12 protein-coding genes are annotated in these 13556 nt (G+C 70.9%); 2 read left to right on the top strand and 10 right to left on the bottom strand.

What is annotated here, in order from left to right:
- Nucleotides 1-54 precede the first annotated feature (54 nt).
- The gene (locus P3H78_RS06800; protein ID WP_276107898.1) at nucleotides 55-918 is read right to left on the bottom strand and encodes an ABC transporter permease; all 864 of its coding nucleotides are present in this window, start codon (nucleotides 916-918) and stop codon (nucleotides 55-57) included.
- Complete coding sequence (locus P3H78_RS06795; RefSeq protein WP_276107897.1) at nucleotides 908-1723, bottom strand: ABC transporter ATP-binding protein; 816 nt, start codon at nucleotides 1721-1723, stop codon at nucleotides 908-910. The genes P3H78_RS06800 and P3H78_RS06795 overlap by 11 nt, the downstream gene beginning before the upstream one ends.
- Before the next feature lie 160 nt (nucleotides 1724-1883).
- On the opposite strand from P3H78_RS06795, the gene P3H78_RS06790 reads away from it, so the two are divergent.
- On the top strand, nucleotides 1884-2576 hold the full coding sequence (locus P3H78_RS06790; protein WP_276107896.1) for a response regulator: 693 nt from the start codon (nucleotides 1884-1886) through the stop codon (nucleotides 2574-2576).
- A gap of 290 nt (nucleotides 2577-2866) precedes the next feature.
- Here the strand turns inward: P3H78_RS06790 and P3H78_RS06785 are convergent, their stop codons facing one another.
- The 6 genes from P3H78_RS06785 to P3H78_RS06760 form a co-directional block, all read right to left on the bottom strand.
- Nucleotides 2867-4459, bottom strand: coding sequence for a monocarboxylic acid transporter (locus P3H78_RS06785; RefSeq protein ID WP_276107895.1), 1593 nt, complete (start codon nucleotides 4457-4459; stop codon nucleotides 2867-2869).
- Nucleotides 4456-5010: a DUF485 domain-containing protein gene (locus P3H78_RS06780; protein WP_276107894.1), complete on the bottom strand. Its 555-nt coding sequence runs from the start codon at nucleotides 5008-5010 to the stop codon at nucleotides 4456-4458. The genes P3H78_RS06785 and P3H78_RS06780 overlap by 4 nt, the downstream gene beginning before the upstream one ends.
- Before the next feature lie 69 nt (nucleotides 5011-5079).
- Nucleotides 5080-5763, bottom strand: coding sequence for a response regulator transcription factor (locus P3H78_RS06775; RefSeq protein WP_276107893.1), 684 nt, complete (start codon nucleotides 5761-5763; stop codon nucleotides 5080-5082).
- Complete coding sequence (locus P3H78_RS06770) at nucleotides 5760-6911, bottom strand: sensor histidine kinase (RefSeq protein WP_276107892.1); 1152 nt, start codon at nucleotides 6909-6911, stop codon at nucleotides 5760-5762. The genes P3H78_RS06775 and P3H78_RS06770 overlap by 4 nt, the downstream gene beginning before the upstream one ends.
- Nucleotides 6908-7453 carry a CcdC protein domain-containing protein gene (locus P3H78_RS06765; RefSeq protein WP_276107891.1) on the bottom strand — a complete coding sequence of 182 codons (546 nt, stop codon included), beginning with the start codon at nucleotides 7451-7453 and terminating at the stop codon, nucleotides 6908-6910. Before P3H78_RS06765 ends, P3H78_RS06770 begins: the two co-directional genes overlap by 4 nt.
- A 258-nt stretch (nucleotides 7454-7711) precedes the next feature.
- On the bottom strand, nucleotides 7712-9835 hold the full coding sequence (locus P3H78_RS06760; protein WP_276107890.1) for a DNA gyrase/topoisomerase IV subunit B: 2124 nt from the start codon (nucleotides 9833-9835) through the stop codon (nucleotides 7712-7714).
- A 440-nt stretch (nucleotides 9836-10275) separates the two neighbouring features.
- Here P3H78_RS06760 and P3H78_RS06755 point away from each other — a divergent pair, with 440 nt between their 5' ends.
- The gene (locus P3H78_RS06755; RefSeq protein WP_276107889.1) at nucleotides 10276-10506 is read left to right on the top strand and encodes a DUF7455 domain-containing protein; all 231 of its coding nucleotides are present in this window, start codon (nucleotides 10276-10278) and stop codon (nucleotides 10504-10506) included.
- Nucleotides 10507-10635: 129 nt separating this feature from the next.
- Here P3H78_RS06755 and P3H78_RS06750 read toward each other — a convergent pair whose 3' ends face one another.
- Nucleotides 10636-11496, bottom strand: coding sequence for a S1 family peptidase (locus P3H78_RS06750; RefSeq protein WP_276107888.1), 861 nt, complete (start codon nucleotides 11494-11496; stop codon nucleotides 10636-10638).
- A 120-nt stretch (nucleotides 11497-11616) separates the two neighbouring features.
- Entirely contained in the window at nucleotides 11617-13161 is a 1545-nt protein-coding gene (locus P3H78_RS06745) for an RNA polymerase sigma factor (protein ID WP_276107887.1), read from the bottom strand.
- Nucleotides 13162-13556 lie beyond the last annotated feature (395 nt).

The raw sequence follows: 13556 nt of genomic DNA, 5'->3' as shown, positions 1-13556 counted from the left end.
CTTGTGAGAGGGCGGTACGGGAGGAGGGGAACCTTGTCGGCTGCTGCCGGACCGTCAGTGTCCGGAGTCGGCGGGCTTCCAGCGGAAGACGCGGCGCTCGGCGAAGGTGAGCAGCCCCTCGGCGACCAGGGCGACCGCGGCGAGGATGACCATCGCCGCGTACACACCGCCGGCGTTGAAGGTGCCCTGGGACTGGGCGACGAGCAGCCCGATGCCCTTGGTCGCGCCGATGTACTCGCCGACGATCGCGCCGATCAGCGCGAAGCCGAAGCTGACATGGAGGCTGGTGAAGATCCACGACGTCGCCGACGGGATGACGACCTGCAGGGTCACCCGGCGGTCACTGGCACCGAGGATCCGCGCGTTGGCCACCAGGTTCCGGTCGACCTCGCGGGCTCCCTGGAAGGCGTTGAAGAACACCGGGAAGAAGACGAGGACCACCGCGGAGGCGACCTTGGAGGCCGGCCCCAGCCCGAACCAGATCACGAAGATCGGGGCGAGCACGATCCGCGGTATGGAGTTGAGCACCTTGATGTACGGGCCGAGGACGTCGGCCAGCAGGGCGATCCGGCCGAGCGCGATGCCGAGGACGACACCGGCGACGACGCCGAACACCCAGCCGAGCAGGGCCTCGTGGAGCGTGTACCAGATCTGCTCCCCCAGGGAGCCGAGCGCCGTGCCGTGGGTGATCCAGGTCCAGATCTGGTCCCAGATCTGCGAGGGCATCGAGAAGTTGAACGGGTCGATGACCTCGGCCCGGGAGAGCGCCTCCCACAGGCCGAGCACGACGACCAGCAGCAGCACGCGCACCGCCGCCACGACGGCCCTTCGACGGCGGGCGGCCCGCGCCCGGGTGTGTGCCCGGTCGGGGGTCTTGACCGTGTCGGCGACCGGGGAGCTGAGGACCTCAGGCGACATGGGCGGCACCCCGCTCACGGGTGATGCGGACCTCTTCGCCGAGGGACTCCCAGATCTCACGGTAGATCTCGACGAACTGCGGTTCCAGGCGCACCTCCTCGACCTTGCGCGGCCGCGGCAGGCCGATGTCGAAGACCTGCTTCACGGTCGCGGGCCCCGCCGTCATCACGACGACCTTGTCGGCCAGCGCGATGGACTCCTCCAGGTCGTGGGTGACGAAGACGACCGAGGCGCCGGTCCCCGCCCACAGCTCCATCAGCTCGTCCGACATCAGCGCCCGGGTCTGCACGTCGAGTGCCGAGAACGGCTCGTCCATCAGCAGGATCTCGGGGTCGTTGACGAAGGTGGCGGCGAGGGCGACGCGCTTGCGCTGCCCGCCGGAGAGCTGGTGCGGGTAGCGGTCCTCGAAGGCGGTGAGGCCGACCCGCGCCAGCCAGGCACGGGCCTTCTCCTTCGCCTCCGCCTTCGGGACGCCGCGGAAACGCGGCCCGGCCACCACGTTGGACAGCACGGTGCGCCAGGGGAAGGTGGCGTCCTGCTGGAACACGAAGCCGACCTTGTCGCCGACGCCGCGGACCGGCTCCCCGGCCACCAGGACTTCGCCCTCGGTGGGCTCCTCCAGGCCGCTGACCAGGGTCAGCGTGGTGGACTTGCCGCAGCCGGTGGGACCGACCACGGCCACGAACTCGCCACGCCCCACCGTCAGGTCGAGGTCCCTGACCGCGGTGTGCAGGCCCCCCGACGGGGTCTTGAAGATCTTGCCGGCGCCCCGCAGCTCGATGGCGGGGCTGGTGTCTGCGCTCATGGCCCGGACAGTAGGTGTGGCCCGGACCACAGCAGCAGTCTTGTGGGCGCAAGGCGTTCTTTTGCTCGCAAGCACCTGTTGTGCTCGTTCTGCTCGCGCTACAACAACGGAGCCGAAACATGGGCGTGACGTGAGCCAGGCCCTGAGGGAAAGAGCCCCGATGATTGACGTCCTGGTGGTCGACGACGACTTCCGTGTCGCCGAGATCAACGCCAAGTACGTGGAGAAGGTTCCCGGCTTCCGGGTGACCGCCCGCGCGCACAGCGCCGCGCAGGCGCTGGCCGCCGTGGAACGCGGCCGGATCGACCTGGTCCTGCTCGACCACTACCTCCCGGACCGGACCGGGCTGGACCTCGTGCACCGTATGCGGGAACAGGGCCGCGGCACCGACGTCATCATGATCACGGCGGCCGGCGACGTCGCCACCGTGCAGCAGGCGATGCGCCTGGGGGCGCTGCACTATCTGGTCAAACCGTTCACCTTCGCCGCGTTGCGGACCCGCCTGGACTCCTACGCCGCCCTGTGCCGCACCGTCGACCGCGTCGGCGGCCGCGGACCGGCCGGGCAGGAGCAGGTGGACCGGATCTTCGGGGCGCTGCGCACCACGTCCGCGCCACCGGCCCCCGGGCTGCCCAGTGGCCACTCGGAGCCGACCACGGACCTCATCTGCGGGGTGCTGCGCTGGGCGGCCCAGCCGCTGTCGGCCCACGAGGTGGCCGCCCGCACCGGCCTGAGCCGCTCGACCGCCCAGCGCTACCTGCGCCGCCTGGAACAGGTCGGACGGCTCCGGCTCTCCCTCAGGTACGGCGACACGGGACGGCCGGAACACCGCTACGCCTGGGTGGCCCCCTAGCGCTGTGGCCGGAAGGGTGTGCCGGGTAGCTCGCGGCGTCCGGTGCCGGGGGCACCTCCCACGCCGTTCAGGCTGTGGGGGAGCATCGCACGGCGGAGCGTCGCCCGCGTACGGGATGTACCCGGGTGAGGCGACAACGCGGCGAGCTGCCGTGCCGGACGCCGCGAGCCGGTGAACCTTTCCGGCCACAGCACCAGCCGCACGCCCAGACCGGCCGCGGCAACCCGGGCACCCCACGCACCCGGCACGACACCGGGCCCCGGTACCTCTGCGGTGACGCAGGCACGACCTCAGACGGCGCCCGCGCCGGTCAGCGACCGGACCTCCGTCTCCGCGTGCTTGGCCTCGTCCGGCAGTTCGGCGGAGGTGACCGTGCCCAGCCAGCCGGCCAGGAAACCGAGCGGCACCGAGACGATGCCCGGGTTCTGCAGCGGGAAGTACTGGAAGTCGAGGCCCGGGAACAGCGACTCCGGACTGCCGGACACCACCGGAGACAGCAGGACCAGCACCAGCGCCGGCACCAGCCCGCCGTACACGGCCCACACGGCGCCGCGGGTGGTGAAACCGCGCCAGAACAGCGAGTACATCAGCACGGGCAGGTTCGCCGACGCGGCCACGGCGAAGGCCAGGCCGACCAGGAAGGCGACGTTCAGATCGCGGGTGAGCAGGCCGAGCGCGATCGCGACCACCCCCACGCCCACGGCCGCGACCCGCGCGACGGCGACCTCGCTGCGCTGCCGGCCGCCCGGGCGCCGCAGCGACGCGTACAGGTCGTGGGCCACCGACGCCGAGGACGCCAGGGTGATCCCCGCGACCACGGCGAGGATCGTGGCGAAGGCGACGGCGGCGACCACCGCGAACAGCACCGTGCCGCCGGTGGAGTCCGCGCCGCCGCCGAGGTCGAGCGCGAGCAGCGGGACGGCGGTGTTCCCGGCCGCGTTGGAACGCCGCACGGCCTCCGGGCCCACGATGGCCGCCGCCCCGAAACCGAGGACGATCGTCATCAGGTAGAAGCCGCCGATGAGTCCGATGGACCAGATGACCGAGCGGCGGGCGGCCCGCGCGGTCGGCACCGTGTAGAAGCGCGACAGGATGTGCGGCAGCCCCGCGGTGCCCAGCACCAGCGCGAGGCCGAGGCTGATGAAGTCCAGCCGCGCGGTCCAGTTCCCGCCGTACTTCAGGCCCGGCGCCAGGAACGCGTCCCCGTGGCCGCTGCGCGCGGCGGCACCGAGCAGCAGGCGGTCCAGATCACCGTGGAACCTCACCAGCACCAGAACGGTCAGCACGACGGCGCCGCCGAGCAGCAGCACCGCCTTGACGATCTGGATCCAGGTGGTGGCCCGCATCCCGCCCAGGGACACGTAGATCACCATCAGCGCCCCGACCCCGATGACGGTCCAGATCTGCGCCCCGGTTCCGGTCCGGCCCAGGAGCAGGCCCACCAGGCTGCCCGCACCGACCATCTGCGCCACCAGGTACAGCACCGACACCGTGACCGAGGAGACGCCCGCCGCGATCCGCACCGGGCGCTCGCTCATCCGGGCCGCGACGACGTCGGCCAGGGTGAACCGGCCGCAGTTCCGCACCAGTTCGGCGACCAGGAACAGCACCACCAGCCAGGCCACCAGGAAGCCCACGGCGTACAGCACCCCGTCGTAGCCGAACAGGGCGATGAGTCCACCGATGCCGAGGAAGGACGCTGCCGACATGTAGTCGCCCGCGATGGCAAAACCATTTTCCATGGGCGAGAACAACCGCCCCCCGGCATAGAACTCCTCCGCCGAGCCGTGCCGGTGACGGCTCACCCAGGTCGTGATCCCCAGCGTGACCGCGACGAAGGCACTGAACAACACCAGTGCCAGGGTCTGATGATCGACCGTCACAGGACACCGCCCCGTACCCCGCGCGTCAGCTCCTGGGTGTCCCAGCGCAGCTCCAGCGCCGCCCGGTCGCGCCGCAGCCGCGCGTGCCGGGCGTAGGCCCAGGCCAGCAGGAACGTGCTGAGGAACTGGCCCAGCCCGGCCACCATCGCCACGTTCACCGCGCCCGCCACGGGTCGGGCCATGAACCCGGGCGCGGCGGTCGCCGCCACGACATACGCCACGTACCAGGCGAGGAACACCGCCACCACCGGCACCACGAACCTCCGGTACCGGCTGCGCACCTCCTGGAACGCGGCACTGCGCTGAACTTCCAGGTACACGTCCGCCGCCGCGCCCGCGGACCGGCCGGGCCGGCCCTCCCGGCGCGCCGCCGGCACCGTCGCGGCCGGAACGCCCGCGCCGTCCCCCTCGCCCCAGCCGGAGGCCAGTGCGTCGTACCAGGGGTCGCGATACCTCATGTCTCCGCGTGCCGGGTCCCGACCCTCACGGCTCTCCGCCGTGCTCTCGGGACCCTCACCGCCGCCGCGGGAACGACCGTTGCTTGACTGCATGCCCAAGGATGGACAGAACGGGTGGATCCCCGACTTCTCTTCCCCGAGGTCTTCACCCCATCAGGTGACTCACCCCGTGGGCGGTCTTACCAGCCCCTTCGCGTAGGCGTAACGCACCGCCTGCGCACGGTCCCTGAGGCCCGTCTTCGCGAAGAGGTTGTTGATGTGGGTCTTCACCGTCGCGGGCGACACGTGCAGCGCGCGGGCGATCTCCTGGTTGGTCAGTCCCTCGGCGATCAGCCCCAGCACCTCCGTCTCCCGCGTGGTCAGCCCGTCCGGCGCCTCGGCCGGCGGGGCGGGCCGGGGCTCGGGGCCCGAGAGCCGCTCCAGCAGCCGCCGCTGGATGCTCGGCGAGAGCCCTGCGTCCCCCGACAGCACGCTCTCCACCGCCCTGACGATCTCCTCGCCGCCTGCGTCCTTGGTGAGATAGCCCCGCGCACCCGCTCGGAGGGCGGGGAAGAGGGAGTCGTCGTCCCCGAACGTCGTGAGGATCACCACCTGCGTCCCCGGGTGCTCCCGGCGGATCCGGCGTGTGGCCTCGACCCCGTCGCAGCGCGGCATGCGCAGATCCATCAGCACGACGTCCGGAGCGAGCTCCGCGACGAGCCTCACCGCCTCGTCGCCGTCGCCGGCGGACCCGACGACCTCGACCCCGGGGAGCAGTCCCAGCAGCATGACGATGCCCTCCCGTACGACGGTCTGGTCGTCCGCGACCACCACCCGCGCGGGCTTCCTGTCCGGCTCCTGCGTCATACCGGCACCTTCAGCGTCACCGCGAACCCTCCCTCCTGCGGCCCCGCCTCGAGCGAGCCGCCCAGCAGCTCGGCACGCTCGCGCATGCCGAGCAGACCGTATCCTCCGCCGGCGCCGGTGAGCTCGCCCGGCGTGCCGCCCGAGTCCCGGACGGCCAGGGTCACTTGGTGCTCCCCGTAGTCGAGCCGGACCTGCACCCGGGCGCCCGGGGCGTGCTTGCGGGCGTTGGTCAGCGCCTCCTGGGCGACCCGGCGCACGGCCTGAGACGCCTCGGCCGGCAGGCTTCTGCGTTCACCCGTGACGGTGACCTCGGCCCCGTGGTCCAGCCCCACGAGCGAGTCGAGGTAGTCCTCCAGCGGGGTCAGTTCGCCGCGCAGGGCGCTGAGTGCCTGCCGGGTCTCGGACAGGCCGTCCCGGGCCATCCCCCGGGCCGCGACGACGCGTTCGAGGATCTGCTCGCGGTCGGCGTCCCGCTCGATCAGCAGCCGGGCCGCCTCCAGGTGCACGAGCTGGGCGGAGAGGCTGTGGGCCAGCACGTCGTGGATCTCCCGTGCGATGCGGGCCCGCTCCGCCAGCGCCGCCGACTCCGCCTCCGCGGCCCGTGCCGCCCGCTCCTGGGCGAGCAGCCGCTCCGCCTGCCCGCGGGCCTCCGCGTCCAGCCGCAGGACGTATCCGGCGAGGGCGAGGCCCCCGGTCGTGGCGGCGGTGGTCAGCCACATGTCGTTGTTCACCGTCGCGTACGAGGCGAGGGCGACGGAGGTGACGGGCAGGGCGGCCGCGAGGGGCAGGCGCTCCAGCGCGGCGACACCGCAGCCGCACCAGACGACCAGGGCCGGCACCCGGAAGCCCGCCGCCTGCGCTCCGACCGCGACGGCCAGCAGCAGGCAGATCAGGAGGAGGGAGGGCCGGAGCCGGTGGGCGAGCGTGGTGCGGAAGAAGGCCCAGGCGAGCGCGGCGGCCGCGGCGACCAGGGCTGCAGCCCCGGCGACACCCCAGCCATGGACGCGGCCTCCGGTGAAGACGCCCCCGAGGAGCACGCCGAGGACCACCGTCCTCGTGCCCCAGGCGAGCATCCGCCGCGGGCGCGAGACACCGACCCGTCCGAGCGCTTCGCGTGAGGGCCAGCGGAGCCAGGCGTTCTCCGTCACACGCGTTCCTTCCACGCGAGGCGGGCCGTGTCGTCGGCCGACCGGGGGGTGCCGTCACCGTACGCCGCGGCCCGGACGGCCGCTCCGGCCAGCGTCTGCGCGCGCCAGGCCAGGACTCCGGAGCGGACCAGCAACGTGCCGCCCAGGGCGAGGGTGAGGGCGGAGCTGTTCTGATGCACGTCCAGCACCCTGCCGACGCCGAAGAGGCCGACACGGACCGCGACCCCGACGACCCAGACCGCCGCGGCGGCCCTGGTGCCCTTGGTCCACACGGCGCCGTCCGCCTCCACCCATATCCGGCTGGTCCAGGCCCAGCCCGCACCGATGGCGAGGCCGACGAGCAGTTCCACGGCGAGCAGGGCGACGGACTCGGTGCGGTGGCGGGTGTCGATCAGGCCGGGTTCGCGGAGCGCGACGACCGTCAGGATCAGGGGCAGCAGCCACCAGCGCCGGTCGGCGTCGAACCGCCGTGCGCGGAACTGCCGCGAGATCACCAGGGCCGCGACGGCCGCGATCACCAGAGCGTTGACCAGCCCGGACATCTGTGCCTCCGTGAGCGGAAGGGGAGGCCGGCGGCCGTGTGCCGCCGACGCCTTCGACGCTACGGAGATCCGCGGCCCGCATGATCGGAGCGGAGGTGGATCACGGGTGGATTCGGACCGGGCCGACTCTCCACCCACGGGTGGAGAGCACGGCGGAGCGCGGCGCGGACGCCTCGGGACGAAGACGCCCGGCCCCCTTCCCACGCAGGTGCCGGTGTCGGGCACGGAAGACGCAGGAAAGGGGACCGGGCGCCGTTACTAGGCGTCGATGCGGGAGCGGTCCAGCGTCGCCGCGGAGCTGGCGATGAACTCCTTGCGGGGCGCCACGTCGTTGCCCATCAGCAGGTCGAAGACCTGCTCGGCCGCCTCCAGGTCGGAGAGGTTGATCCGGCGCAGCGTGCGGTGGCGCGGGTCCATGGTCGTCTCGGCCAGCTGGTCGGCGTCCATCTCGCCGAGGCCCTTGTACCGCTGGATGGAGTCCTTGTAGCGGATGCCCTTGCTCTGGAACTCCAGCAGCCGGTCGCGCAGCTCCCGGTCCGAGTACGTGTACACGTACTTGTCCTGGCCCCGCTTGGGCTGGATCAGCTCGATGCGGTGCAGCGGCGGCACCGCGGCGAACACCCGGCCCGCTTCGACCATGGGCCGCATGTAGCGGTGGAACAGCGTAAGGAGCAGGGTGCGGATGTGGGAGCCGTCCACGTCGGCGTCGGTCATCATGATGATCTTGCCGTACCGGGCCGTGTCCAGGTCGAAGGTCCGTCCGGACCCCGCTCCTATGACCTGGATGATCGCGCCGCACTCGGCGTTCTTCAGCATGTCGGTGACGGACGACTTCTGGACGTTGAGGATCTTGCCGCGGATCGGCAGCAGCGCCTGGAACTCGGAGTTCCGGGCGAGCTTGGCGGTGCCGAGCGCGGAGTCGCCCTCGACGATGAACAGCTCGCTGCGGTCGACGTCGTCGCTGCGGCAGTCGGCCAGCTTCGCGGGCAGCGAGGAGGACTCCAGGGCCGTCTTGCGGCGCTGGGCGTCCTTGTGCTGGCGCGCCGCGATACGGGTGCGGGCGGCGGCGACGGCCTTCTCCAGGACCACCCGGGCCTGCTGGGCCGCGTCGCGCTTGGTGGAGGTCAGGAACGCCTTGAGCTCCTTGGCCACCACGGTGTTCACGATGCGGCGGGCCGCGGAGGTGCCGAGGACCTCCTTGGTCTGGCCCTCGAACTGCGGCTCGGCCAGGCGGACGGTCACGACCGCGGTGAGGCCCTCCAGGGCGTCGTCCTTGACGATGTCGTCCTCGGCGACACGCAGCAGCTTCTTGGCGCGCAGCACTTCGTTCATCGTCTTGGCGACGGCCTGCTCGAAGCCGGCGAGGTGGGTGCCGCCCTTGGGCGTGGCGATGATGTTGACGAAGGACCGCAGCTTGGTCTCGTAGCCCGTGCCCCAGCGCAGCGCGACGTCCACGCCGAGCTCGCGGGTGACCTCGGTGGGCGTCATCTGGCCGTGGTCGTCGAGGACCGGGACGGTCTCCTTGAAGGTGCCGTGGCCGGTGAAGCGGAGCACGTCGCAGACCGGCCGGTCCTCGGCCAGGTACTCGCAGAACTCGCTGATGCCACCGTCGAAACGGAAGGACTCCTCGCCCTTGCTGCCGCCGTCGCCGAGGCCGTACTCGTCGCGGACCACGAGGGTCAGGCCGGGGACGAGGAACGCCGTCTGGCGGGCCCGCTGGTGCAGGGTGTCCAGGGCGAGCCGGGCATCCTTGAGGAAGATCTGCCGGTCCGTCCAGTACCGCACGCGCGTGCCGGTGCGGCTCTTGGGGATCTTCCTGACCTTGCGCAGTCCGCCCTTGGCCTCGAACTTGGCGTCGGGACCGGTGCCGGTGAAGGCTCCGGGCACGCCGCGGCGGAAGCTGATGGCATGGCTGTGGCCGCCGCGGTCCACCTCGACGTCGAGTCGGGCCGACAGGGCGTTGACCACGGAGGCGCCGACGCCGTGCAGACCGCCGGAGGCCGCGTAGGAGCCGCCGCCGAACTTGCCGCCGGCGTGCAGCTTGGTCATGACGACCTCGATGCCGGACAGGCCGGTCTTGGGCTCGACGTCGACCGGGATGCCCCGGCCGTTGTCCCGCACCTCCACGGAGCCGTCGTCGTGGAGGATCACCTCGATGTGGTCGCAGTAGCCGCCCAGGGCCTCGTCCACGGAGTTGTCGATGATCTCCCACAGGCAGTGCATCAGACCGCGGCTGTCGGTCGAGCCGATGTACATGCCCGGGCGCTTGCGCACGGCCTCGAGGCCCTCGAGGACGAGCAGGTGCCGCGCGGTGTAGTTGGAACCGTCCCGGTCTGCTCCTGCCAGCAGCGCTGTGGACGGCACGGACGTCTCGGCGGTCACGCGGTTCGCTCCTCGCTGAATTCTGATGGGGCCCTCAGGGGGAAGGGCGCGGCTTCGGTAGCCGCTCAGAGGGTACCGAGGCCTGGTAGAGCCCTTGTAACGCAACCCTCGGCAGAGACCCAGACTAGTAGAGAGTCGTATGGATGTTCGATCCCACCATGGAGTGAAGCACGAATCACGTTCCCTTCCGGGCATGAACCATTTAGGCTCCGGGCACGTCCTCATGAACAACCGGCAACCCAGCCGGGAGGACCGACCATGACCGACAGCGCGAAACCGTAAGACACACAGAAACGCAATACGGCACATTCGCCGCCAAACCGGCAGCAGCCGACCACCTCGGGGAGATTTTTTCGAGGGAAAGCCACGAGCGGGAACGTTCGAGACTGGTTGGATGTTGACCCTGGTACGACAGCTCGTCGAGCTAGAGAAGAGGCGACGTGACTACTGTTCTGACCCCCGCGAGCCCGCTGACGGCCGCTGATCGATGCGACCGCTGCGGCGCCCAGGCGTACCTGCGCGTCGTCCTGCTGAGCGGCGGAGAACTGCTGTTCTGCGCCCACCACGGCCGCAAGTTCGAGCCGGAACTCAAGAAGATCGCCGCTGAGATACAGGACGAGACCGAGCGCCTGACCTCCGTTCCCGAATCCGCGTCCGACGACGAGCGCTGACACCTCGCACGACGAGCCAGGGCCGGCACCGAGGCCGGCGCGACGGGCGGCCGCCCCTGACCCGCAGGAACGGCCGCCCGTCGTCGTGATGTTCTCGTCCAGCGGTGCCGCGGCGCCCACGGCCCGGAGTCAGGCCCCGCCGGCGGAGGACCGCCGGGCAGTTCCGCCGGTCTGCTCACCGAGCGTCCGTACGACGTCGGAGAGACGCGTATAGACCCCCGGGTCGCCGGGACGGCCGCAGCCGCTCCCCCACGACACCAGACCGATCAGGCGCCCCTTCGCCACCAGCGGCCCTCCGCTGTCCCCCTGGCAGGCGTCCTTGCCGCCGGCTTTCTCTCCCGCGCACAGCATGCTCTGCTTCAGATAGGTGCCGTCGCTGGTGCCCGGGTAGGCGTGCTCGCAGTCGGCGTCGGGCAGGACGTGCATCTGCGCGGCGTACAGGTGGTGCGCATAGGCAGCGGTCCCGTTGGTGTCGCCCCAGCCGTAGACCGTGGCGCCGGTGCCCGGTGCGTACGCCGGGTCACCCGCGCCCGCCATCGGGATGACCGCACTGCTCGGCAGCGGCTCGGAAAGGGTGAGCACGGCGAAGTCGCCGCCGTTGGTGGTGGGGTCGTAGTGCGGGTTGACCCAGGTGCTGCGGACGGGCACCTCCTTGCCCTCCGTGGAGAGCAGGTCCGTACGGCCGCTGATGACCTTCAGGTCACTCGTCGGTGGTGCGCCCACCACGTCCCGCCCCATGCAGTGGGCCGCGGTGAGGACGGTGGTCCGGCCGACCGCCACTCCTCCGCAGAACTGTCCCGCGCGCGTACCCCCGAACCGGTCACGACTGGAGAGGGCCACGGTCCACGGGCTGGTCGAGACGTCCACGGGGAAGCCGCCGACGACCACACTGTCGGCCACCACGGGGGCGGCCGTGACCAGCGGTATCGCGGTCGCGGCGGCCGCCATGACCAGCGGCCGGGCCAGTGCTCGGGCAATACGGCGTCGCATACGCACTCCTCGCTCCGGGTGATGATCGGAGACCCAGAGTCATCCACGGTGCCCGGGTGCGCAGCACGAAGGCCCGGTTCCCCAGAAGGGATCCGGGCCTTCCGCCTACGGCGTCGCGACCTAGTCGAGGTAGTCGCGCAGCACCTGCGAACGCGACGGGTGACGCAGCTTCGACATGGTCTTGGACTCGATCTGGCGGATGCGCTCACGCGTCACGCCGTAGACCTTGCCGATCTCGTCGAGGGTCTTCGGCTGACCGTCGGTGAGGCCGAAGCGCATGGAGACCACGCCCGCCTCACGCTCGGACAGCGTGTCGAGGACCGAGTGGAGCTGCTCCTGCAGCAGCGTGAAGCTGACCGCGTCGGCAGGCACGACGGCCTCGGAGTCCTCGATGAGGTCACCGAACTCGCTGTCGCCGTCCTCGCCCAGCGGCGTGTGCAGGGAGATGGGCTCGCGGCCGTACTTCTGGACCTCGATGACCTTCTCCGGGGTCATGTCGAGCTCCTTGGCCAGCTCCTCCGGAGTGGGCTCGCGGCCCAGGTCCTGGAGCATCTGGCGCTGGACGCGCGCAAGCTTGTTGATGACCTCGACCATGTGCACGGGGATGCGGATGGTGCGGGCCTGGTCCGCCATGGCGCGGGTGATCGCCTGACGGATCCACCAGGTGGCGTACGTGGAGAACTTGTAGCCCTTGGTGTAGTCGAACTTCTCCACCGCGCGGATCAGACCGAGGTTGCCTTCCTGGATGAGGTCCAGGAAGAGCATGCCGCGGCCGGTGTAGCGCTTGGCCAGGGAGACCACCAGACGGAGGTTGGCCTCCAGGAGGTGGTTCTTGGCGCGGCGGCCGTCCTCGGCGATGATCTCCAGCTCACGCTTGAGCTTGGGCGCGAGCTTGTCGGCGTTGGCCAGCTTGTCCTCGGCGAAGAGACCCGCCTCGATGCGCTTGGCCAGCTCGACCTCCTGCTCGGCGTTGAGCAGGGGGACCTTGCCGATCTGCTTGAGGTAGTCCTTGACGGGGTCGGCGGTGGCACCGGCGGCGGCGACCTGCTGCGCCGGCGCGTCGTCCTCGTCCTCGTCCGAGAGTACGAAGCCGGCGTTCTCGGTGCCCTCGGGCTCCTCGGTGCCCTTGGCCTCCTCGATGACCTCGTCCTCGATCAGCTCGGCGTCGTCCTTCTTGCCGGCAGTCGTCTTCTTGGCCGCCGTCTTCTTGGCGGTGGCCGTGGTCTTCTTCGCCGCGGTCTTCTTGGCGGCGGTCGTCTTCTTGGCGGCGGCCTTCTTCGGGGCGTCGTCCTCGACCGGCGTGTCGGCGACGGCGGGCGCCGCCGAGGGCGTGGCCGCGGTGGCCTTCCGGGTCGTCACCGTCTTGGCCGCGACCGTCTTGGTGGCGGTGCGCTTGGCCGGGCTCTTCGCTGCGACGCTCTTGCGGGTGCGCTTGTTGGGCTCCGCGGCACTGACCATCAGCGTCACACCCTCTTCCTCGAGGATCTGGTTGAGGCTGCGCAGTACGTTCTTCCACTGAGTGGCCGGAATCTGGTCAGCTTCGAAGGCCCGACGCACATCGTCGCCGGCGATCTGCCCCTCAGCCTTTCCCCGCTCGATGAGCGCCATGACAGAGACGGACTCGGCGATCTCCGGCGGGAGCGTACGGGATGTGCTGGCCGACACGAACAACCTCTCGAAACGTTGGAAAACGGCTTCCGGCCCCGTCCGCAGAGGACAGAGGCCGACCACCGGCCTGGGGATTGGGCCGACGGCGCGGGCAGGGGCCGGGGAGATGCACAGCGCCATGAACGGCGTCCGTATTCCCTCCGCGGCTGTCACCTCTTAGGTCATCGCGCTGCCCCCACGAGCGTTACGCCCAATCTGCGTGGCCCGAGTCACACCCCGTAAGCGCTCAAAAACGGTCAGACATGGCCAAATAAGAACACTTGCGGCAGTGGGAGAGGGTCCGCCGAGCCTCCAGGTACCCGCCGGAGAGAGGTCCACCCGTCGCTCACCCCATCATCGCCCGCGGACTCCGCCGCCGACGTGGGAGACCCGGCGGTCCTGCAGGATGCGGT

Origin of the sequence: Streptomyces tropicalis (genome assembly GCF_029269835.1) — a bacterium.
Classification (GTDB): domain Bacteria; phylum Actinomycetota; class Actinomycetes; order Streptomycetales; family Streptomycetaceae; genus Streptomyces; species Streptomyces tropicalis.
Note: the sequence above shows the minus strand (reverse complement) of the source record. Positions and strands in the feature narration are given on the sequence as shown.